The sequence below is a fragment of the Campylobacter sp. US53 genome (assembly GCF_004378995.1).
GTDB lineage: Bacteria > Campylobacterota > Campylobacteria > Campylobacterales > Campylobacteraceae > Campylobacter_D > Campylobacter_D jejuni.
On record NZ_RYYH01000009.1, the window covers coordinates 37,250 to 60,147 of the forward strand.

The 22,898-nt window shown below is 30.6% G+C and carries 20 protein-coding genes and 1 pseudogene; 7 read left to right on the top strand and 14 right to left on the bottom strand.

All coding sequences use genetic code 11. The features are described 5' to 3' along the window. Positions 1–4 precede the first annotated feature (4 nt). Complete coding sequence (gene fliE, locus ELQ05_RS07130; protein ID WP_070316891.1) at positions 5–301, top strand: flagellar hook-basal body complex protein FliE; 297 nt, start codon at positions 5–7, stop codon at positions 299–301. A gap of 6 nt (positions 302–307) precedes the next feature. Further along, entirely contained in the window at positions 308–2,116 is a 1,809-nt protein-coding gene (locus ELQ05_RS07135) for a penicillin-binding protein 2 (RefSeq protein WP_070316892.1), read from the top strand. Here ELQ05_RS07135 and ELQ05_RS07140 read toward each other — a convergent pair. The 11 genes and pseudogenes from ELQ05_RS07140 to ELQ05_RS07190 all read right to left on the bottom strand — a co-directional run bounded on the left by ELQ05_RS07140 (position 2,113) and on the right by ELQ05_RS07190 (position 11,710). Beyond that, positions 2,113–3,882, bottom strand: coding sequence for a Na/Pi cotransporter family protein (locus ELQ05_RS07140; protein WP_070316893.1), 1,770 nt, complete (start codon positions 3,880–3,882; stop codon positions 2,113–2,115). The two genes, ELQ05_RS07135 and ELQ05_RS07140, sit on opposite strands and share 4 nt — an antisense overlap. A gap of 3 nt (positions 3,883–3,885) precedes the next feature. Further along, positions 3,886–4,320: a hypothetical protein gene (locus tag ELQ05_RS07145; protein ID WP_002893739.1), complete on the bottom strand. Its 435-nt coding sequence runs from the start codon at positions 4,318–4,320 to the stop codon at positions 3,886–3,888. Next, positions 4,320–4,637, bottom strand: a complete 318-nt coding sequence (locus ELQ05_RS07150; RefSeq protein WP_002870957.1) for a rhodanese-like domain-containing protein — start codon at positions 4,635–4,637, stop codon at positions 4,320–4,322. Before ELQ05_RS07150 ends, ELQ05_RS07145 begins: the two co-directional genes overlap by 1 nt. Continuing rightward, complete coding sequence (gene htpG, locus ELQ05_RS07155) at positions 4,634–6,460, bottom strand: molecular chaperone HtpG (protein ID WP_070316894.1); 1,827 nt, start codon at positions 6,458–6,460, stop codon at positions 4,634–4,636. The genes ELQ05_RS07150 and htpG overlap by 4 nt, the downstream gene beginning before the upstream one ends. A gap of 72 nt (positions 6,461–6,532) precedes the next feature. Beyond that, positions 6,533–6,901 carry a fluoride efflux transporter CrcB gene (gene crcB, locus ELQ05_RS07160; RefSeq protein ID WP_079862103.1) on the bottom strand — a complete coding sequence of 123 codons (369 nt, stop codon included), beginning with the start codon at positions 6,899–6,901 and terminating at the stop codon, positions 6,533–6,535. Beyond that, positions 6,895–7,587 carry a 1-acyl-sn-glycerol-3-phosphate acyltransferase gene (locus ELQ05_RS07165; protein WP_134240050.1) on the bottom strand — a complete coding sequence of 231 codons (693 nt, stop codon included), beginning with the start codon at positions 7,585–7,587 and terminating at the stop codon, positions 6,895–6,897. The genes crcB and ELQ05_RS07165 overlap by 7 nt, the downstream gene beginning before the upstream one ends. Further along, positions 7,568–8,764: an SH3 domain-containing protein gene (locus tag ELQ05_RS07170; protein ID WP_070317422.1), complete on the bottom strand. Its 1,197-nt coding sequence runs from the start codon at positions 8,762–8,764 to the stop codon at positions 7,568–7,570. The genes ELQ05_RS07165 and ELQ05_RS07170 overlap by 20 nt, the downstream gene beginning before the upstream one ends. Beyond that, positions 8,736–9,408: pseudogene (gene purQ / locus ELQ05_RS07175) on the bottom strand (phosphoribosylformylglycinamidine synthase I). Before purQ ends, ELQ05_RS07170 begins: the two are co-directional and overlap by 29 nt. A gap of 1 nt (position 9,409) precedes the next feature. Beyond that, on the bottom strand, positions 9,410–9,655 hold the full coding sequence (purS, locus tag ELQ05_RS07180) for a phosphoribosylformylglycinamidine synthase subunit PurS (RefSeq protein WP_070317424.1): 246 nt from the start codon (positions 9,653–9,655) through the stop codon (positions 9,410–9,412). A gap of 8 nt (positions 9,656–9,663) precedes the next feature. Beyond that, positions 9,664–10,374, bottom strand: coding sequence for a phosphoribosylaminoimidazolesuccinocarboxamide synthase (gene purC, locus ELQ05_RS07185; protein ID WP_002854922.1), 711 nt, complete (start codon positions 10,372–10,374; stop codon positions 9,664–9,666). 1 nt (position 10,375) lies between these two features. Beyond that, the gene (locus ELQ05_RS07190) at positions 10,376–11,710 is read right to left on the bottom strand and encodes a S41 family peptidase (RefSeq protein ID WP_040966503.1); all 1,335 of its coding nucleotides are present in this window, start codon (positions 11,708–11,710) and stop codon (positions 10,376–10,378) included. 117 nt (positions 11,711–11,827) lie between these two features. On the opposite strand from ELQ05_RS07190, the gene ELQ05_RS07195 reads away from it, so the two are divergent. Further along, positions 11,828–12,118, top strand: a complete 291-nt coding sequence (locus ELQ05_RS07195; RefSeq protein WP_002855280.1) for a metal-sensing transcriptional repressor — start codon at positions 11,828–11,830, stop codon at positions 12,116–12,118. 111 nt (positions 12,119–12,229) lie between these two features. Beyond that, positions 12,230–14,803 carry an ATP-dependent Clp protease ATP-binding subunit gene (locus tag ELQ05_RS07200; protein WP_096702583.1) on the top strand — a complete coding sequence of 858 codons (2,574 nt, stop codon included), beginning with the start codon at positions 12,230–12,232 and terminating at the stop codon, positions 14,801–14,803. A gap of 27 nt (positions 14,804–14,830) precedes the next feature. On the opposite strand, the gene ELQ05_RS07205 is transcribed toward ELQ05_RS07200, so the two are convergent. From ELQ05_RS07205 to alaS, 3 genes are read right to left on the bottom strand one after another with little or no spacing between them, the layout of a single operon-like run. Continuing rightward, the gene (locus ELQ05_RS07205; protein ID WP_096702581.1) at positions 14,831–16,762 is read right to left on the bottom strand and encodes a penicillin-binding protein 1A; all 1,932 of its coding nucleotides are present in this window, start codon (positions 16,760–16,762) and stop codon (positions 14,831–14,833) included. After that, the gene (maf, locus tag ELQ05_RS07210) at positions 16,759–17,310 is read right to left on the bottom strand and encodes a septum formation inhibitor Maf (RefSeq protein WP_070299690.1); all 552 of its coding nucleotides are present in this window, start codon (positions 17,308–17,310) and stop codon (positions 16,759–16,761) included. The genes ELQ05_RS07205 and maf overlap by 4 nt, the downstream gene beginning before the upstream one ends. Further along, the gene (alaS, locus tag ELQ05_RS07215) at positions 17,310–19,838 is read right to left on the bottom strand and encodes an alanine--tRNA ligase (protein WP_134240051.1); all 2,529 of its coding nucleotides are present in this window, start codon (positions 19,836–19,838) and stop codon (positions 17,310–17,312) included. The genes maf and alaS overlap by 1 nt, the downstream gene beginning before the upstream one ends. 114 nt (positions 19,839–19,952) lie before the next feature. On the opposite strand from alaS, the gene ELQ05_RS07220 reads away from it, so the two are divergent. From ELQ05_RS07220 to hemH, 3 genes are read left to right on the top strand one after another with little or no spacing between them, the layout of a single operon-like run. After that, complete coding sequence (locus tag ELQ05_RS07220) at positions 19,953–21,026, top strand: DegT/DnrJ/EryC1/StrS aminotransferase family protein (protein WP_070316902.1); 1,074 nt, start codon at positions 19,953–19,955, stop codon at positions 21,024–21,026. Positions 21,027–21,030: 4 nt separating this feature from the next. Continuing rightward, positions 21,031–21,897: a Gfo/Idh/MocA family protein gene (locus tag ELQ05_RS07225; RefSeq protein ID WP_070316903.1), complete on the top strand. Its 867-nt coding sequence runs from the start codon at positions 21,031–21,033 to the stop codon at positions 21,895–21,897. Further along, positions 21,894–22,823, top strand: coding sequence for a ferrochelatase (gene hemH / locus ELQ05_RS07230; protein ID WP_070316904.1), 930 nt, complete (start codon positions 21,894–21,896; stop codon positions 22,821–22,823). The genes ELQ05_RS07225 and hemH overlap by 4 nt, the downstream gene beginning before the upstream one ends. Positions 22,824–22,898: the final 75 nt, after the last annotated feature.

A 22,898-nucleotide genomic window follows, 5' to 3' on the forward strand; every position in this document is an offset into this window, starting at 1 on the left:
AAAAATGAACAATATTAATGATTTAAGATTAAATAATAATATTTCAAATACCAACAAAAGTCAAAATTCCAGAGGAATTGGTGATGAATTTGCCAAGATGCTTAAAAATGAAATCGATGATTTAAATAAAGCACAAGAAAGTGGAGAAGCTGCAATGACGGACATTGCCACAGGACAAGTAAAAGATTTACATCAAGCAGCTATAGCTATCACTAAAGCTGAAAGCAGCATGAAATTTATGCTAGAAGTAAGAAATAAAGCGATCAGTGCTTATAAAGAAATCACAAGAACTCAAATTTAAACCCTAATGCAAGAATATAAAAAAAATAGGGTTTCAAAAGTTGCCTTTGCCTACTGCATGGCACTTTTGTTTATGATTATTTTTATCAGCTCTACTTTTTTTCTTACATCAAAACGTCATATACCTAACACCGAAAAAGATCAATACGCTCTTGCTCTAAGAGGATCGATTATAACTAAAGATAATTTTACTATCACAAGTTCTAAACAAATTTATCGCGCTGAAATTGATCTTAGAAGTATTAACAAAGATAAATTTGATCTATTTTTAAAGCTTTTTCAAATTTATAGTGGGATAAGTAACGATCAAGTAGCAGATATTAAAAAAAGAATGCAAAATCAAAAAAAACGCTCTTATAATTTTGTTCTTTTGCAAAACTTAGATTCCAAGCAAGCAAGCTATCTTAAAGACCTTGCTAAAAAACTTTATATACAAGGTTTTTTCAAAGCTTTTACAAACAACTCTGGAAGAGTTGAAACAAGAGGATTAAATATCATCGAACATGAAGAAGATAGAATTTACATGTCAAAAGATTCTTTTACTCCTATTATCGGTTATACCAAAATGATATTAGATCCAGAAAGTGGAATTTTAAAAAATATAGGAGTTAAAGGTTTAGAAAAATACTACGATGAATGTCTAAGTCCTGTTCAAAATGAAAAAATTCAAGGACTTAAAGATATAGGTGGAAATATTATTTTAAATCTAAATTCACTACAACAAAAAAAGATCAATGGTTGTGATTTATATTTAAATCTTTCTTTAAAACTGCAAAAAAGTATAGAGAAAGCTATAGATCAAAGAAATGAGGATTTAAAAGCCAATGAAATCATAGTTGGAGTAATGGAAAGCAAAACAGGAAGAATTTTAGCTCTAGCAAGCTCAAGGCGCTATGATCCGCAAAATCGTGGAAAAGATCTATCAGTTCTTAATGCAAGCGCTATAGAATACGGCTATGAAGCAGGTTCTGTTATCAAACCTTTTATCTTTACAACAGCCTTAAGACTTGGTAAAATAAAAATGGATGAAGTGATTAATACTTATGGCGGTTCTTACAAGCTAGGACGTTTCACCATCAAAGACGATCACAAAATGGACAAAATGACTATGGAGGAAGTTATAAGATATTCTTCAAATATAGGCATGATACAAATTGCTAAAAGGCTTAACAATATAGAAATCGTATCAGGACTTAAAATATTTAAATTTGGCGAAAAAAGTGGTATTGATCTACCCTATGAACAAAAAGGAGAAATTCCAAATTCTAAGCGCTTAAGAGATATAGAAAAATCTGTTTTAAGTTATGGCTATGGACTTAAAACAACCTTTATACAACTCCTTGCAGCTTATAATGTTTTCAACAATGATGGGTTTTATATCACACCACGTTTAGCTGAAAAATTCTATCAAAATGGACGCTTTACAAATCTTGATGATGATATAAAAAAAGAAAAAATTCTTTCTAGCGAAGCCGCTAAAACGATGCAAAATGTTCTTATAAATGTTATAGAAAAAGGAACAGGAAAAAAGGCAATTACACAAGGTATTATTGCAGGAGGTAAAACAGGAACGGCAAGAATAGCCGAAAGACAAGGTTATACCTCAAATCGCTACAATGCATCCTTTTTTGGTTTTGCAAATGATTTAAATCACGCCTATACCATAGGAGTTCTCGTAAGACATCCTACTAAACCTTATAGTTATTATGCTGCACAAAGTGCTTTGCCTATGTTTAAAGATGTTGTTGATATTTTAATCAATGAAGAATTTCTAACGCCTATACAAGACAATAACCAAACTAGCACAAACAACTAGTTTGATATATCTTTAGAAAATATCACCTCAACAGCACCTATAAGTTCTTCAGCAATCTTAGCAGCAAAAGTTGCATCATTAAGTATTGAAATTCCTTCAGCTGTTGTGATTTTTCTTACTGCAATAAGATGTTCAACATTGCTCAAGGTTAAAGTATCGATTTCTTTTAAAATTTCTTTTCCTTTTTGAAGATTTTTAATAATCAAATAAAGCTTTTCACGATCTTCAACCACTCTAAGCTCTTCAATACTTCTTAAAAGCTCTCCTAAATTCGATCTAATTTTATTGTACTCTAAAGCCAAAAATTCATTAGAAGAACTAGAATATTTCTTAATATTTGCTTGGATAATTTTTAAATTTTTAGTTGTTTCGGCTAAATTTTTAGCTGCCATCTTAAAGGTAAAAATTTTATGATTCTTTGTTTCATCGTTAATATAAACTTGTGCTTTAGTTGAAAAATCGATAATAGCTTCAAAAAGAACCTTTATCCTAGTTTGATACAAATAGTCCAAATCCACATTTTTACTAAACCACTTTTTATTTTCTAAAATTTCTTTAAAACTTTTATCACTTTGTATATCTTTACGACTAAAACCTATAGCATGAGCAACAATTGCATAGGTATTGTTATAAAGATGCTCGCTTTCTTTCCTTAAAGCTTCGATGGCTGTGTCACTAAACTTAACCAAACTACTATCAAGATATAAAGGCTTGTCTTTATTCTTATCTTTAGGAGCTTTTACTATCTTATTTAAAAAAAGAACAATTTGAGGAGTAAAGAATGAAAAAAGCACAACACCAATTAAATTAAACAAAGTGTGAAATAATGCTACTTTCAAAGCTATATCTTCTATGTTTAATACAATGGATAAAAAATTAAGAAAATGTATAAAATAAGGAAAAATAAGCACTATTAAAAAAGCTATACCAAAATTAAAAATACAATTTGCAAACGCTAATTTCTTTCCTTCAATATTGGTACTTAAAGAAGCTAAAACAGCCGTTACAACTCCTCCAACACTAGTGCCTAAAGTTGCTGCTAAGGAATTTTCCAAACTGATTTGTCCTGCAAGTAAAGCAGCGACAATAATAGCCATTGTAGCTGTGCTTGATTGTATAACTCCTGTAAGCAAAGCACCTAATCCTAAAAAAACAAAAACTCCTTTAAACCCAGCAAAATCAAAACGAGAAAGATCAATTATATGTTTAAAATTTTCAAAACCACTTTTAATATAATCCACACCCAAAAAGAAAAATCCTATACCAATAAAAATATTACCTAAACCTTTTAAAACACTATCTTTTTGAAAGAAAAATAATACTCCAATAATCAAAAGTGGGATAGCTAGCATTGAAATTTTAATATTTGTCAAACCAACAATCAGCCAAGAACTTGTCGTATTTCCTAAATTTGCTCCAAAAATAATCCCTATGCCCGCACCCAAAGAAATAAGCCCTGCGCTCAAAAAAGAAATCGTAATAATAGAAACTAAAGTTGAAGATTGCATAATTAAAGTACTTAAAGTACCAAAAAGTATACTTTTTATCTTTGTATCGGTTGACTTCGCTAAAATTTTTTCAAGCAAACCACCACTAAAAGCTTTAAAACCTATACCTAAATTAGTCATTCCAATAAGAAGTATTGCCACTCCTGCTAAAAGATTGGCAAGCTCGTCATAACGAATTAAAATAAAAATCAGAACTAAAGTAAAAATACTCCATGAAATAAATTTAAAATATTTTAAAGAATTTCTTTCCTCTTGCAATGCCTAACCTTTTAGTTTTTCAAATTCATTCATCAGAAATTCTCTTAAATTTTCGGCTTCTTCTTCGCCTTTTTCTAGATACTCAAGCAATAAATTTTCTAATTCCTTTAAAAAAGAAAAAAGTTCATTTTGCCAAATACTATCGTTTTTATTGCTTAAATTCATGGTTTGTATGAAAGTCAACTCTCTGCTTAAATCCCCAAGTTTTTCTAAAAATTCATCTTTTTGATCAGAATTTTTTAATGCTAAATTAGTATTTTGGACATTTTCTTTAAATTCTCTGATTTTTTCATCGATTAAATCGCAAAATTTCGGATAAACATCCATTTTAATAGGCTCTAAAAGGGTTTGCTCGTCTATATTTAAAGTAAGCTTTTTAACAGCAAAATAAAGAGCTAAAAAAGACAAAGCTGCTATGAGTAAATAAATTCCTAGCATTAATAACCCTTAAGGGCTAGCATTCCGCCATCTAAATTGATGCTTTCAAGTCCCAATTTTTCAGCTATAAATTCAGCTGCAACCATGCTTCTATGGCCACTACGACAAATAAAAGCAAGTTTTTTACTTTCATCTCTTTTGCTTTGAAATTCATCTAAAAATTTAGCATTTAAAAGCCCTTGATTATCATATAAAGCCACACATTGCGCATTAGGTAAAATACCTTCTTCCCATTCTAAAGGAGTACGCACATCAAAAATTTGATATGCGTTTAAATCTTGCTTTGTCCAAAGACTTGCAGGGATATTTTCTATCATGAAAAAGCCTTATTGATAATTTTTGTAAGACTTGCATTAAATTCAGCAGGATTATCCACCCCCATACCTTCGCTTAGTTTTGCCATATTTAAAACTAGTGTTGCTATATCTGCACTAAAATTTTCGTTGTTTTTAAGACCTGTAAAAATAGCGTGTTTTGGATTGATTTCTAAAATAGGTTTGAAATTTTGCTCTTGACCCATTTGTTTTAAGAGTTGTTGCATAGCAAAATCAGGTTTATTTTTATCATAAACTATACAACTTGGGCTATCTTTTAAACGACTGGTTAGTCTTACATCTTCAACTTGATCTTTTAGAAGTTCTTTAAATTTAGCTACAAGTGGAGCAAAAATATTTTTTTCTTCATCGCTTAGTTCATTTTTATCTTCTACTTGATTGATGGCTACAAATTTTAAACCTTCAAATTCTAGCATAGGAGTTACCAAAGAATCAATCTCATCATCCATAAGTAAAACTTCTATATTTTTTTGTTTATACTCTTCAAGTAAAGGAGAAGTTCTTAATAAACTTTCATTATTTCCTGCTATATAAAAAATTTCCTTTTGTTCGCCTTGAAGGTCATTTTTATACTCCTCTAAAGAGCGTAAATTTTCACCTTTAGTGCTTTTATAAAGCATGAGTTTTAAAAGACTGTCTTTTTCTCCGCCAAAACCATAAAGTCCTTCTTTTAATACCTTACCAAAAGTTTTAAAGAAAGATAAGTATTTTTCTTTATCATTGTTTTTGAGTTTTTCAAGTTCACCTAAAATCTTTTTAACGCTAGCTTCTTTAACACCTTTTAAAATTTGATTTTCTTGTAAAATTTCACGACTTACATTAAGCGGCAAATCTTCTACATCGATAATCCCACGCACAAAACGCAAATAAGTTGGTAAAAGTTCTTTATCGTCATCACTGATAAATACACGTTTTACATAAAGTTTTAGGCCACTTTGATAATCCACACGAAATAAATCAAAAGGTGCATTTTGTGGTATGAAAAATAAAGAATTGTATTCTAATTTTCCTTCACTTTTAGTGTGAAGATAAAATAAAGGTTTGTTTGAATCATGAAAATTTTGCTCATAAAATCTTTCATAATCTTCTGCTTTAAGGCTTGATTTTTGCATTCTCCATAAAGCATTGGCTTTATTGATTTGAGAAATTTTAAGTTCAGTTTTTCCTTCTTCTTCGCCTTCTTTAGCAGGAGTAAATTCTTCTTTTTCCATGAAAATTGGAAATTGAATATGATTAGAATATTTTTCTATAATGCTTTCGATTTTATAAGTATTAGCAAACTCATCATCTTTTAAGTATAAAGTAATGCTTGTGCCTTGTTCTTCTTTGCTTGCGTCATCAATCTCATAACCATTTGCATCAGAACTCCAAAGATAAGCTTTATCATCTAAAGCTTTTTTGCTTAAAACTTCGATTTTGCTAGCCACCATAAAAGCAGAATAAAAACCTACTCCAAATTGTCCTATGAGTTGAGAATCTTTTTTAGCATCACCGCTTAAATTTTCTAAAAAGCTTTTAGTACCGCTTTTTGCTATGGTTCCAAGGTTGTTGATAAGATCATCTTTATCCATACCTATACCATTATCACTAATACTTAAAGTTTTTTTATCTTTATCAATTTTGATTTCAATTTTAGGTTCGAATTTTAAGCTTTTATATTTATCATCACTTACGCTTAAAAAATTAAGCTTATCTAAAGCATCACTTGAGTTTGAAATAAGTTCTCTTAAAAAAATTTCTTTATTAGAATATAAAGAGTGTATCATAAGCTGTAAAAGCTGATTTACTTCGGTTTGAAATTGCATTTTAGTCTCCTTTGTGATTTTTTAAAGTGGTATTTTAGCAAAAAATACAAATTCTAAAGTAAATTTAAAGATTTATTTGAAAATTATAAAACCAAGCCATGCGGCAAATAAACAAAGAAAGACATTTAAGATAATATTTAACGCAAAATGAAAACAATTTCCACTTTGCAAAAGAAGTAAATTTTCATAAGAAAAAGTAGAAAAAGTTGTAAAAGCTCCTAAAAAACCTGTACTTATAAAGCTTTTAAGTAAAGGAGATAAACCTTTATTTTGTGCATAAGAAAACAAAAATCCTATGATAAAAGAACCCAAAACATTAACAAAAAGAGTTCCAAAGCTGATAGAATAAGGAAAAAATTTATTCACTAAATTAATAGAAAGCATTCTTAAGATTGCTCCTATAAATCCCCCAAAACCAACAACTAAAAGGGTATTTAGCAAAGCTTAGCTCTTTCTTGATCGAGTAATTCTTGCATTTTTTTTCTGGTCTTTTCAAGCCATTTGTCATCATTTATATCGACTAAATCCATACAAATGATTTTAAGCACTCCGCTGCTTGCACTAAAACTTTTTGTGTCTAAAATTTTTGCAGAATCCACAATTAAAATGGGTTGAACTTTAAGATTTAATTTTTCACTTAAAATTTTTGCTCCACTTTGAAATTTAAGCATTTTTTCATTTTTAGATCTAGTTCCTTCTGGAAAAATAGCCAAAACCCTATCTTCACTAATTCTTTCTTTTGCTTCTTTTAAAACTCGTACTAAATCACGCGGATTTTTTCTATCTATACAAAGAAGTTTTGGTTTTTTCATAGCAACTTTGAAAATAGGAATTTCTCCTAATTCTTTTTTGGCAATCCAGCATAAATTTTTAGGATATAACTCTTCTAAAGCGATAATATCTAAAGCACTTTGATGATTCATTAAAATCATCTGAGCTTGTGGATTAAAAGCACCAATGATTTCTTGTTTATAAGAGATGGTATATCTTTGAAATTTAGCCCAAATTTTTCGGATTTTCCAAAGTGTGTTTTGAGATTTTGTAAAGCAAAAACAAAAAACCACCAAAGCAACGCTTAAAACAAAAAAAATCCAAAAATAAAGAGCTTTAATTTTTTTGTAAATCATCTTTATTAACCCAACCTATTTTTCCATCAGAAAACAGTACTTTAATATAATTTTGTCGTTTGCCTAAAACTTCTACTTTTTCATCTACATTTGCCGTATAAAAATAAGTTGAAGGCTCTGTAGGTAAAATTTTAGCCCTAGAACCAGCCTTGATAATTGCATTTTGAGTATTGGTATCTACAAGAAAACTAAGTGCAAAACAAACAACTGCCAAAGCCAGAATAATGTAATTTTTTCTCCATACAAATAAAGCTCCAAATAAAACCGCTAAAAACCATAAGGTATATTGTTTATAAATATTTAAGTCTTTATTTACAGGATTTAAATCACTCTGAGTGCTAATCTCATCGTCACTAATTTTTAATTTTAAATTTATATTTTCAAGCTTTTTACTATCTTTATTGAAATACGAAAATTCAAAATTTGTTTTACTTAATGGCAAAATAGCATAATAAAAAGCACTAGAGGCATTAAAATCCCCTTTTAAATTTTCAATACCTTGCTTTTGAATTCCTTCTATAAAAAAGCTTTTAAGATTTGTATTGGTTGCGTTTAGTTCTACCATCATAATGATATTAGCATCATCAAAATAACTCGCTTTAACCTTTTTAATTTCCAAAGAACTTGCCACAAGGTGTGAAAAATCTTTATTGGATAAAGTATTTTCAAATTTGATAGGATTAAGATTGATATTAGCCTCTTGAAAAGCTTCATTATTTCTAAGAAGTTTGATAGAAATTTTACTCAAACTAGCGTTTGAATTTTTAGCTTCAAACCATAAAGTTGTTTTATATTCGTTATTGATAAATTCCCATTTTGCATCTGGATTTAAAAAAGATAAGTTAGTTTTTTCTACGCTTATGTTAAAATCAAATTTTGTATTTTCCGTAGTGCGAGCATAGATCGTAATAGGAAAAACTTCTCCAACATATACCCTACTTGGATATTCATCATTTGTAAGAACCAAACTCCCTTTAGCTACAAAAGGATCATCTACATTGCTTTCAAAGTCATTATTTTCATCACTTGGCGGAATATTTTGATAAATTTTTTGTTCTTCTTGGGGTAATTTTTGTAATTCTTTTTGCATATTTTCATCTTGGCCACTAAATACAGAAATTTCACCCCTGCCAAACAATACAACAACACTAAAAATTAAAGTTAATAAAATTTTCAAAATAAAAAGCCTTTAAGCATTTTTAAACCTACATCATTACCTAGGACTTTTTCACAAGCACGCTCAGGATGTGGCATGAGTCCAAAGATTTTTTTGTTTTCATCACAAATTCCTGCGATATCAAATACAGAACCATTTGGATTTGGCTCGTATTTTAGAGTAATAAGATCTTTATCTTGCAATTCTTTTAAAGTAGTCTCATCAGCGTAATAATTTCCCTCTCCATGAGCAATTGGCAAATTAATAATTTCATCTTTTTTGAAATTTTTCAAAAAGGCATTATCATTAGAAACTACTCTTAAATTTTGGTTTTTTGAGATAAAACTAAGATTGTTGTTATGCTTCATTGCACCTTTTAAAAGACCACTTTCAAGTAAAATTTGAAAACCATTGCAAATGCCTAAGATATATCCTCCCTTTTTTGCATGATTAAAAACACCTTGCATAGCAGGAGCAAGTTTTGCAATAGCTGCACATCTTAGATAATCTCCATAAGAAAATCCGCCTGGCAAAACAACCAAATCTGCATCAAATTCTTTTTCTTCATGCCAAACAATCTGCGTTTTTACTCCAAGTTTTTCAAAGGCATAAGCTGTATCAAATTCACAATTTGTCCCTGGAAATCTAATAATAGCAACTTTCATTTTACTCTTTCTCAATTACAAGCTCATAATCTTCAATGACGCTATTTACCAACAACTCTTCACACATTTTTTTTACTTGTTCTTTGGCTAATTTTTCATCTTTCTCATCAAGAGAAATTTTGATTTGTTTTGCTATTTTTACTTCTTTAACACTATTAAAATTTAAAGAATGCAAAGCTTTTTCCACCGCTTTGCCTTGTGGATCTAAAACCCCATTTTTTAAAGAAATTTTTACAATAACTTCCATATTTTTCCTTAATTTAATATTCTTTTTAAAACTTCTTCATAAGCCATTTTTACATTACCTAGATCTTGACGAAATCTATCTTTATCTAATTTTTCATTGCTAAATTTATCCCAAAATCTACAACTATCAGGGCTTATTTCATCAGCTAAAACAAGCTCATTATCTTTAGTTAAACCCAGTTCGATTTTAAAGTCAATCAGCCTTAAATTTTTATTATCAAAAAATGGAGTTAAAATAGAGTTAATCTTTCTAGCCATATTTTTAATTTCACTAATTTGAGCTTCATTTTGCACTAAATTTAAAATCAAACAATGCTCATCATTGATAAAAGGATCGCCTAAGGCATCATCTTTAAGACAAAATTCCACCAAAGCAAAAGGTAGCACAGTACCATCTTTAATACCCAGTCTTTTTGTAAGAGAACCTGTTGCAACATTGCGTACTATAACTTCAATAGGAACAATTTTACATTTTTTAACCACTTGTTCTGTATCGCTTATAGTTTCTACCAAATGGGTTTTAATCCCATTTTTTTCGAGCAAATGAAAAATTTCAGTACTGATTTTACAGTTTAATGCACCTTTTCCACTTTCATTGCCTCTTTTTTCTGCATTAAAAGCAGTTAAATCATCTTTAAACTCACTAATTAGTAAATTTTCATCATCAGTTTTGAAAAGTTTTTTACCTTTTCCTTCGTAGAGCATTTCTTTTTTTGTCATTTTATTGTCCTTGTTTGATATTTAAAATTTTAATAGTATCAATAGCTGATTTTAACTGTGCGTCATCATTGATTTGTTTTTGACTGATTAGATTTTTATTGTCTTTATTTTCTTGTTTATCTTCTTTTTTATTTTTATCTATTTTTTCAAGCTCACTTTCTAAATGTTGTTTTAAGTCGCTTTCTTTTATAGAAAAACCATCTTCTTGAGTATTTACTTTACCTGGAAAAACTTCAATATCAGGTTTTACACCCACTGCTTGAATAGTACGCCCGCTTGGAAGATAATACCTTGCAATAGTAAGCCTTAAAGCTTCAGTTTTATTAATAGGTATGATTTGCTGAACACTACCTTTTCCAAAAGTATTTTCACCCACAATAACACCGCGTTTAAGATCTTGTAAAGCTCCACTTACAATTTCACTTGCACTAGCACTTCCACCATTTACAAGCACAACCAAAGAAGCATTAGAAATTTTGTTTTTAGGATCGGCTTTATATTCTTGATTTTCACTTGCGATGCGTCCTTTTTGAGAAACAATAACACCTTTATCTACAAATAAATTTACAAGTCCTATAGCTTGATTTAAAAGTCCACCAGGATTATTTCTAAGATCTAAAACAACTCCTTTAACATTAGGATATTTTTTAAGTTCTTTACTTGCCACATCTACAACATTTTTATCAAAATTTGTAACCCTAAGATAAAGAATGTTTTCATTTTCTATCATTTTTGCATAAACACTTTCTATCTTAATAATTTCTCTTGTAAGTGTAACATCAAAAGGTTTTGTTGCACCTTTTCTAAAAATGGTTAAAGTGATTTGAGTTTTTGGCTTACCACGCATTTTATCTACCGCATCATTGAGATTAATTCCTAAAGTGGCCTCATCATTAATTTTTAAAATAATATCTCCCGATTTTATCCCTGCTTTATCTGCTGGTGTTCCTTCTATAGGAGAAACAACTGTTAAAGCACCATCTTTCATACCTACGGTTATACCAAGGCCACCAAATTCGCCATTGGTTTGAATTTTCATATCATTAAAATCTTTTTCATTTAAAAAAGAAGAATGCGCATCAAGATTGCTTAAAAGTCCTGATAAAGATTTATCCACCAAATCGCTGATATTTTGATCATCCACATAGTATTGCTCTACTATAGCAAGAGTTTTTGTAAGCTTATCTAAAGCTTCTAGGCGTTTTTGAACCTGCTCTTCTTTTTGATCAACTTTAGCTTGTAAATGACTTGTTAAAAATAGACATAAAATAAAAGTAGTGGCAAAGCCTGCAAGACCCGCAAAAAATCGTTTTGTTTTCAAAATAAGCTCCATCATTGAGTTTTAGTTTAAAGAGTAAATTTTAATAAAAATTGCTTAAAACTTCGTAAATAAATTTAAATTCTTAAAAATATGTTAAAATAGACTAAAAATTCCAAAAAGAAAGTTAATACAATGTGCCAAGAAAAACATACTCATACACATTCTCAAAAACATCTTAAAGCAGTTTGCAATCGTCTAAGTAGAACCATAGGGCATTTAAGCGCTATTAAAAGAATGGTTGAAAATGACAAAGACTGTAGTGAAATTTTAATCCAGCTTGCTGCCGTAAAAGCCGAAGTTAACAATACTGCAAAAGTAGTTTTAAAAGAACATTTAGCTCATTGTATGGTACATGCTGTAGAAGAAAATGATATTCAAAGTATAGAAGAATTAAACAAGGCTATAGATATGTTTATGAAATAATCTAAAATTAGTCATTTGTCCTATTATTTAAAAAATTTTACTCAATTAACTTGACATTATATGACTAAAGTTATATAATGTCAAGTATATAAACTAAATAAAGGATAAAACATGGCAAATATACAAGATTTTTTAACTGATAATATGCTTTCAAACCTTGAAAGTGCAGCATCTTTAGCTATACATTCTAAAAATAATGAAGTTGTACCTTTACATCTTTTATGGGCTTTAAGCGTAGATAATGCAAGTATTTTAAATCAAATTTTAAATAAATTAAATATTTCTAAAGAAGCCTTAGAACTTGAAATTAAAAGCAGAATTTCAAAACTTGCAACGAGTTCAAATGTAAACCGTGAAAATATACGCTTTTCCAATGAACTTATAAATTCATTAGAAAATGCTAAAGGATTGATGAGTGCTAATGGAGATAGTTATTTAAGTGTGGATACTTGGCTTATAAGCGAAAGTCAAAAAAGTCCTATTAAAGAAATTTTGGCGCAATTTTTAGATTTAAGAGAATTTCAAAAAGAGCTTGAAAGTCTAAGAGCTGGACGCAAAATCGATAGCAAAACAAGCGATGAAACCTTAGATAGCTTAAATAAATTTGGTATAGATTTAACCTTAAAAGCAAGCGAGGGTAAACTTGATCCTGTTATAGGCAGAGAAGAAGAAATCGAGCGTTTGATGCAAATTTTAATACGCAAAACCAAAAATAACCCTATACTTTTAGGTGAACCAGGCGTAGGAAAAACAGCTATAGTAGAAGCTTTAGCACAAAGAATTATTAAAAAAGATGTTCCAAAATCTTTGCAAAATAAAAAAGTTATCGCTCTTGATATGAGTGCTTTAATTGCAGGTGCAAAATACAGAGGAGAATTTGAAGATAGATTAAAAGCTGTAGTTAATGAAGTGATAAAAAGTGAAAATATCATTCTTTTTATCGATGAAATTCACACTATAGTAGGAGCTGGAGCGAGTGAAGGCAGCATGGATGCGGCAAATATTTTAAAACCCGCTCTTGCAAGAGGTGAACTCCATACCATAGGCGCAACTACTTTAAAAGAATATCGTAAATATTTTGAAAAGGATGCAGCCTTGCAACGCCGTTTTCAACCTGTAAATGTGGGTGAACCAAGTGTTAATGAGGCTTTGGCTATGTTAAGAGGTATAAAAGAAAAGCTTGAAATTCATCATAATATAACCATAAATGATAGCGCTTTAGTAACTGCAGCTAAACTTTCAAAGCGTTATATAGCAGATCGTTTTTTACCTGATAAGGCTATTGATTTAATCGATGAAGCTGCAGCTGAACTGAAAATGCAGATTGAAAGTGAACCAAGTTCTTTAAGAAAAGTACGCAAAGATATAGAAACTTTAGAAGTTGAAAATGAAGCTTTAAAAATGGAAAATGATGAGAAAAATCAAAAAAGACTCGATGAAATCGCAAAAGAACTAGCCAATTTAAAAGAAAAACAAAATGCCCTAAATTCACAGTTTGAAAATGAAAAAAGTGTTTTTGATGGTATAAGCACTAAGAAAAAAGAAATTGATCTGCTTAAAAATGAAGCTTCTTTAGCTAAAACTAGAGGTGAATTTCAAAAAGCAGCCGAGCTAGAATATGGAAAAATTCCAAGTCTTGAAAAAGAAGTAGAAATCTTAGAAGATAAATGGAAAAAAATGAGCGAAAATGAAGTTTTACTTAAAAATCAAGTAGATGAGGATTTAGTTGCTGGAATTTTAAGCAAATGGACGGGTATTAGCGTGCAAAAAATGTTAACTTCTGAAAAACAAAAATTCTTAGAAGTGGAAAAACATTTAAAAGAAAGTGTCATAGGACAAGATAAGGCCTTAAGTGCTTTAGCTAGAGCCATTAAACGCAACAAAGCAGGGCTTAATGCGGACAATAAACCTATAGGAAGCTTTTTATTTTTAGGGCCAACAGGGGTAGGAAAAACACAATCAGCTAAAGCTTTGGCGAAATTTTTATTTGACGATGAAAAAGCAATGATTCGCTTTGATATGAGTGAATTTATGGAAAAACATAGTGTTTCAAGACTCTTAGGTGCACCTCCAGGGTACATAGGACATGAAGAAGGTGGAGAGCTTACTGAAGCTGTGCGAAGAAAACCTTATAGCGTGCTTTTGTTTGATGAAGTTGAAAAAGCACATAAAGATGTATTTAATGTGCTTTTAGGGATTTTAGATGATGGTAGAGCAACCGATAGCAAAGGTGTAACAGTGGATTTTAAAAATACTATTATTATTTTGACCTCTAATATTGCCTCAAGTGCTATTATGAATTTAAGCGGAAAAGAACAAGAAGATGCGGTAAAAAATGAGTTAAAAAATTTCTTTAAACCTGAGTTTTTAAACCGCTTAGATGATATTATCACCTTTAATCCACTTGGAAAAGATGAAGCTTATGAAATAGTTAAGCTTTTATTTAAAGATTTGCAAATGAGCTTAGAAAACAAGGGAATAAAAGCAAGTTTAAGCGAAAATGCAGCCCTTTTAATCGCTAAAAATGGTTTTGATCCTGATTTTGGTGCTAGACCTTTAAGAAGAGCTATTTATGATCTTATAGAAGATAAATTAAGCGATATGATACTTGCTGATGAACTTCATGAAAATGATAGCATTATCATTGATGCAAAAGATGATGAAATAATCATCAAAAAAGCTTAATCATTTTGAAAGTAGATCTTTCTACTTTCAAAATATAATCTCGCTTTCATTAAATTTCATATTTGCTTTTGGCAATGGTGATTTGGTGGTATAATAAGCACTTTCTCCTTTATAATTTCCACGATAAACCCCATTAGGAATGCTAAATTTTCTAGTTGTATCAGGGAATTTTTCTATATATTGAGTTAAAAATTCTCTAAACACAGGAGCAGCTGTTCTAGCCCCACCTTCTGTATAACGCATAGGCTTGTTGTTATCATTTCCATACCAAATGATTGCTTCTATTTCAGGCGTAAGTCCACAAAACCAAGCATCAACACTTTTATTCGTTGTTCCTGTTTTTCCTGCTATTTCTATATCTTTTACTCTTGCATTACGTCCTGTGCCTTTTTCAACAACATTTCTCATCATATCTAAAACCAGAAAACTTTGCGCTTCATCGCTGACTTTACGCTCATTTGAGTTAAATTCCATGATGGTTTTACCGGTTTTATCCTGAACTTGTCTGATAATTTGAGGATCTTTAATCGTACCATAGTTCCCAAACATGGTATAAAATTTCGAATACTCCAAAGGAGAAATACCAAAACTTCCCAATACGATTGATAAATTAGGCGGTATATCTTTAAATCCAAATTCCATTAGTTTAGAATAAAGAACATCAAGCCCCATATCAAGTGCGAGATTAATGGTAGCTAAATTTCTTGATCTTATTAAAGCTTCTTTTAAGGTAATTAAACCTAAAAATTTACCCCCTTCATTTTTAGGTTTCCAATCCTCATTATTACCCGCTCCACCTTCAAAAATTCTAGAAATATCAGCAATTTCACTCATAGGCGAATATCCTAAATTAATCGCCACTTGATACACAAAAGGTTTAAAAGAGCTTCCAGGTTGACGCATACTTTGAGTAGCACGGTTATAATTACTTTTTTCATAATCAACCCCACCTACCAAAGCTAAAACATCGCCACTTTGATGATTTACCACGACCATAGCTCCGTTTAAAGTGCTTAAATTTGCATCTTTATCGCGTTTTACTATCTCATCATAACCAAATTTCAAAGCATTCTGCGCCATATTTTGAACATCTAAGTCTATATTTAAAATGATTTTATATCCACCTGTTTTTAAGTCTTTGATATTAGGGCTTAATTGTTTAATCACTTCATCTACGACATAAGGAGCAGCATTTTGAGTAAGCGTATCATCATAAACTTGCGGAATTTCTTTAATGGCTGTATCATAATCTGCTTTTGAAATCCAACCTAGATTATACATTCTTGAAATAACATTATTTGCTCTTGAGATGGAAAGATCTAAATGCTTTGTAGGATCATAACTGCTAGGTGCTTTTGGCATACCTACTAACATAGCAATCTCTTTAAGGCTTAATTCATTTAAATTTTTATGAAAATACCCCAAAGCTGCGGTTTTTACTCCATAATACCCATGTCCAAAAAAGATAAAATTTAAATACCTTTCTAAAATTTGCTCTTTAGTTAAAATGGTTTCCATTTTATAAGCAAGCAAAGCTTCGCGAATTTTACGCGTAATAGTTCTTTCTGGGGTTAATTCTGTGTTTTTAATAAATTGCTGGGTAAGAGTGGAAGCTCCCTCCATGGTTTTTCCACCGCTTTTTATGATTTTTACAGCAGCTCTAAAAATGGCATCGATATTAACTCCATTATGTTCAAAAAAGCTTGTATCTTCTATAGCAACTAAAGCTTCTATAAGGCGTGGAGGAAGCTCTTCATAAGGAGCGTAAAAACGATGCTGTTCAAAAATATTAGCCACAAGCTTGCCATTTCTATCGTAAATTTGTGTTGTAAGAGGAGGTTTGTATTCTTTAAAAGTATAACCCTCAGTATCAGCACTTGTGAAAAGATAAGCCACATAAATAAATCCAGCTATAAACAAAAGAGTAAAAAATGAAAAAATATATTTTAATATTTTCATAAATAAGCCTTTAAAGTTTGGATATCAAGCCCTAAAGCAGTGCTTAGATTTCCTACTTGTTGAGTGATGAAATTTTGATGAAAACCCTCACACATAATACAACCCGCCTTGCCTTTATAAAGATCATTTTCTACATAATCTCTTAAAACATTTTCATCAAAATTTTTAAAATAAAGCGTAGTTTTTGAAAGAGAAAAAACTCTTTTTTCAGGTTTTACAAGCAAAAAAGCCGATAAAATACTTGCATACTTGCCATTTTGCAAAGCAAGCATTTCATAAGCTTCTTTTTTATCCTTTGCTTTGGTAAGAATTTTTTCATCTATACAAACTATACTATCTGCAAAAAGCAAATTTTGGTTTTGAAAATCTTTGCCTAAAGTACTTAAAAATTGTCTTTCTTTTTCAAGAACTATTTTTTGAACATATAAAAAAGGTGAAATATTTTTATTTAAATTTTCATCATAATCAAAACTAACTTGCCTAAAATCAATCTTTGCGGTTTTAAGCAAGTTAGCTCTTGAAATGGAACTTGAAGCAAGAATTAACATTAAAGTGCTTTTTCTATCGTTTCTAAGCTTTGTTTTAAAGCTTCATTGATTTTGCTTAAATCTTTTCCACCTGCAGTAGCAAAATCATCTCTTCCGCCACCATTTCCACCTAAAATTTGCGCCGCTTCTTTAACCAAAGCTCCTGCTTTTAAAGGTGCATCTTTAACACCAGCTGCTAAAGTGATTTTTTCATCTTTTACTTGAATAAGTAAAATCACCGCTTTAGCAAATTTATTTTTAAAATCATCAATCATAGCTTTAATATCGCCATTATCTACGCGTTTTACGCAAATTTCAACACCTTGGATATTTTTAGAATCAAGCTCGGTTTTACTTGAATTTTTAAGCTCATTTTTTAAACTTAAAATTTCATTTTTAAGCTTTTTAACCCCGCTTAAAATATCATTATTTTTAAGTTCATCTTTTGCTTTAAAAAGTTCTTCAAATTGATTTTTTACAAATTCTAAAGCCGCTTTAGAAACCACAGCTTCAATGCGTCTAACTCCAGCACTCACACCGCTTTCTTTAACTATGTAAAAACTTCCTATTTGAGCAGTATTTTTAACATGGGTTCCTCCGCAAAGTTCCTTGCTTTCACCTAGAGTTAAAACACGCACATTGCCTTGGTATTTTTCATTAAACAATGCTATAGCACCGCTTTTTTTAGCTTCTTCTAAAGGCATATTTTCTAATATAGCCTCACTTGAGTTTATAATCATTTCATTAACTCTTTTTTCAACGCTTTCTAGCTCTTCTTTGCTTAAAGCTTTATGATGAGTAAAATCAAATCTTAGTTTATCGCTTTCAACCAAAGACCCTGCTTGGCTTACATGAGAACCTAAAATTTCTCTTAAAGCATGGTGCAAAAGATGAGTGGCTGAGTGGTGACGTGCGATTTGCTCTCTTTTTTCTGTATCGATTCTTGCATGAACTATATCGCCAACTTTTAGTTCTTCGCCTGCTTTTACAAAGCTAAGATTGAGATTAAAAAACTTTTGCGTATCTAAAACTTCACGCTTAGCTATAAAGCCACTATCAGCACTTTGCCCCCCGCTTGTTGCATAAAAAGGTGTGTTTTCAAGCATCACCCAACCCGCATCTTTAAGGGTGGAAACTTCTTTAAAATCTTCATCTAAAAGGGCTAAAATTTTACTTTCACATTCTGCTTTTTCATAACCTACGAAATGATTTTCTCCAAATTTTTCAAGCAAGTTTTTAAAATCTCCGCTTGCAGTTTTATCTCCACTTCCTTTCCAAGAAGCCTTAGCGCGTGCTTTTTGCTCATTCATTAAAAGTTCAAATTTTTCTTCATCAACTTTGAGGTTTTTTTCCCTTAGCATATCAGCCGTTAAATCAAGCGGAAAACCATAAGTATCATAAAGCTTAAAGGCTACTTCTCCGCTAAAAATTTCTTTGGTGTTTTTAAGCTCTTCATTAAAAATTTCAATCCCATTGTCTATAGTGCTTAAAAATCTTTCTTCTTCAAGGCGAATTTGTTCTTTTATAAAGTCTTTTTTCTCATTAAGATAGGTATAATGTCCGCCCATTAAATCGCATACAACATCAACTAGTTTATACATAAAAGCTTGTTTAAAACCTAGCAAATATCCATGCCTTAAAGCACGACGCAAAATGCGACGCAAAACATAGCCTCTGCCTTCTTTGTCAAAACTTACCCCTTGCGCGAGTAAAAATACACTTGATCTTATATGATCGGCTATTACTCTAAAACTTGCTCCACTTTCATAAACATAAGTTTTATTACAAAGTTTTGAAATTTCATTGATGATTGGCATAAAAAGCGAGCTATCAAAATTGCTAAATTTACCTTCTTTAATTGCAGTTACTCTTTCAAGCCCCATTCCTGTATCAATACTTGGCTTTGGCAGTGGGCTAAGCACTCCATCAGCGCTTCTTTCGTATTGCATAAAAACAAGATTCCAGATTTCTAAAAATCTATCTCCATCTCCACCCATATAATCTTCGCTTGAGTTAAAATGCTCTTGTCCTTGGTCATAAAAAATCTCACTACAAGGACCACAAGGACCAGTATCGCCCATTTGCCAGAAATTATCTTTATCACCAAATTTGTAAATTCTTTCTTTTTGGATGTGTTTTTGCCATAGATTAAAAGCTTCATCATCGTTTTCATGCACGGTTACATAAAGTCTGTCTTTAGGTAGTTTTAAAACTTCAGTTACAAATTCCCAAGCATAAGCTATGGCTTGTTCTTTAAAATAATCTCCAAAGCTAAAATTTCCAAGCATTTCAAAAAAAGTATGATGGCGTGCGGTATATCCTACATTATCTAAGTCATTGTGTTTTCCACCCGCTCTTATACAAGTTTGACAGCTTGTTTTGCGTGGAGGGTTTGGGCGTGGAATTTCTCCTGTAAATATACTTTTAAAAGGCACCATACCCGCATTAGTAAAAAGTAAAGTTGCATCATCAGGAACTAAAGGACTTGACTGGGTTATCTCATGTCCTTTTGATGCAAAAAAATCCAAATAAGCTTTTCTAATATCCATGAATTTTCCTAAAGAAATTTTTATAAAAACATATCATACCAAAATTACTTTAAATTAAGTAAAACTAAAATACAATAAACATTTTTATTTAATTTTATTTCTCTAAGGTTTTTTATGAATTTTATCAATCTTCAAGCCCAATATCTCGCATACAAAGATGAAATCAATACTGAAATTGAAAGTGTTTTATCAAGCTCTTCTTTTATAGGCGGTGCAAAGCTTAACGAATTTGAGCAAAATTTAGCTCATTTTTTAGGTGTTAAACACGCTATAGGTTGTTCAAGTGGAACCAGTGCTTTATATCTTGCCTTAAGAGCCTTAGATATTGGCAAAGATGATGAAGTTATAGTGCCTAGTTTTACTTTCATAGCAACAGCTGAAGTTGTGGCCTTAACAGGCGCAAAACCTGTTTTTGTAGATATAAATTTATCAAATTACAATCTTGATTTTGAAGCAGTGCAAAAAGCAATAACCCCAAAAACTAAAGCTGTTATAGCAGTAAGTATGTTTGGACAAATGAGTGATTTAAGGGCTTTAGAAGAAATTTTAAAAGATAAAAATATCACTTTGATCGAAGATGGTGCACAAAGTTTTGGCGCAAGTTTCAAAGGAGAAAAATCCTGCTCTATAGCTAAAATTTCATGCACAAGCTTTTTTCCTTCAAAACCTTTGGGAGCTTATGGCGATGGTGGGGCTATTTTTTGCCATGATGATGAAATTGCTAAAAAAATAAGAATTTTACTCAATCACGGACAAACTCAGCGTTATAAACATGAATTTATAGGTATAAATGGACGCCTTGATACCTTGCAAGCGGCGATTTTAAATGTTAAGTTAAAATACCTAGAAAAAGAATTAGACAAAAGACAAAAATTAGCACAAATTTATAATGTAAATTTAAAAAACTGCCAAATTCCGCAAATTGATCCAAATGCTTTTAGCGCTTATGCACAATACAGCGTTTTAGTTGAAGATAGAGCTAGTGTATTGCAAAAATTCGAAAAAACTAATATACCTTATGCTATACACTATCCAACCCCTTTGCATAAACAACCTTGCTTTAGTGAGTTTTCAAATTTAGAACTTAAAAATTCAGAATATGCAAGCAAACACATCTTATCTTTGCCTTTTTCACCTTTTTTAAGTGAAGAAGAGCAAGAGCAAGTTATTTGTATTTTTAAAGATTAATTCCATGAAAATAGGTATCATAGGCCTTGGAAAAATGGGGCAAAACCACTTAAATGAACTTAGTAAAAATTCTCATTTTAAACTTAATGCACTTTTTGATCTTTGCAAAAATCCAAATCTAAATATTTTTGATGATATTTTTTATGATGATTTGGATAAATTTTTAAATCAAAATAATGATATTATCATCATAGCAACACCTACAAATTCACATTTAGCAATAGCAAAAAAAATTTTTAAACAATGCAAATGCGTTTTAATCGAAAAGCCTTTAGCTCTAAATTTAAAAGAAATAGACGAAATTTCAAATTTAGCTAAAGAATACAGCGTAAAAGTAGGCGTAGGTTTTTGTGAAAGATTTAATCCTGCGGTTTTAGCCCTAAAAAAAGAGCTTGAAAATGAAGAAATTATCAGCATTAACATACAAAGATTTTCACCCTACCCGCAAAGAATCGGCGATGTAGGGATTTTGCAAGATTTGGCTGTGCATGATCTTGATTTGCTTTGTTTTTTAAGCAAACAAGAAATAATAAAAACCAATTTGCTTAAAAAATACACCCAAGATCAAACAAGAGAAAGTGAAAGCATTATTCTATGTGGGCTTGAAAAATGTATTGCTAGCATACATCAAAGTTGGAATAGCACACAAAAACTAAGAAAAATTCATCTTATTACTAAAAATCATTTTTATGAAGCCAATTTAAATGATTTTTCTTTATTAAAAGATGGAAATTTTATAGAACTTACTCAACAAAGTCCACTTTTTTCAGAACACGAAGCTTTGTTAAAACTTATCGATAATCAACCCAATCATCTAGCCAGCACGAGCGATGCTTACAAAGTTCAAGAAATTTTAGAAAGGTTTGCGTGAAATTAGTTTTATTTTTAAATATGGGCGGAGCTACGAATTTACAAGATTGTGAAGTTTTTTTAAAAAATATGTTTAATGATCCTTATATTTTAGGAATCAAAAATCGATTTTTAAGAAAATTTGTAGCATGGATCATAACAAAGGCTCGCGTTAAAGCCATGCAAGAAAACTATAAAAAAATGGGCGGAAAATCCCCTTTAAACGAACTTACTCAAAGCCTGTGTGACAAGCTTAATTTAAAACAAGATGAATTTAAATTTGATTTTGTAAATCTTTATGTGCCTCCTTTTGCCACAGAAATTTTGCAAAAATACACTTTAAATGAAAGTGATGAAATCATTCTTTTTCCACTTTATCCGCACCATTCTTGCACCACAGTAACTTCATCTTTAGAAGTTCTGCAAAATGAAATTTCAAAGCAAAAAATTCAAGCAAAAGTAAAAACTATAGATATTTTTTACAAAAATGAGCTTTATAATGAGATGGTAATTTCGCACATTTTGGCTAAAAAAAGTAAATTTGATGCCAAAATTTTGATTTTTTCAGCGCATTCTTTACCACAAAGCATTATTGACAAAGGTGATTTATACGAAAAACATGTAAATGATCATGTAGAAATTTTAAAAGAAAAACTAAAAGATCATTTTGATGAATTTATTTTAGCTTATCAGTCTAAACTAGGCCCTGTAAAATGGCTTGAACCAAATACAAGCGATGTTTTGGCAAATTTAAACGATAAAGCTTTGATTTATCCCATTTCTTTTTGTATAGATTGTTCTGAAACGATTTTTGAACTAAGTATGGAGTATAAACATTTAGCAAAATGTGATTATGATTTGATAAGTTGCCCTAATGATAGTGATGAATTTATGGAATTTATTTTAAATTCTATAAATTCACCCTTAACAAGAAAAACTTCTTGCTAAAACTTAAAAATACTTCCCAAAGCTCACATAAGCTTTAGAACTATAATCATCATCTAGTTTATACTTCTTTAAAGC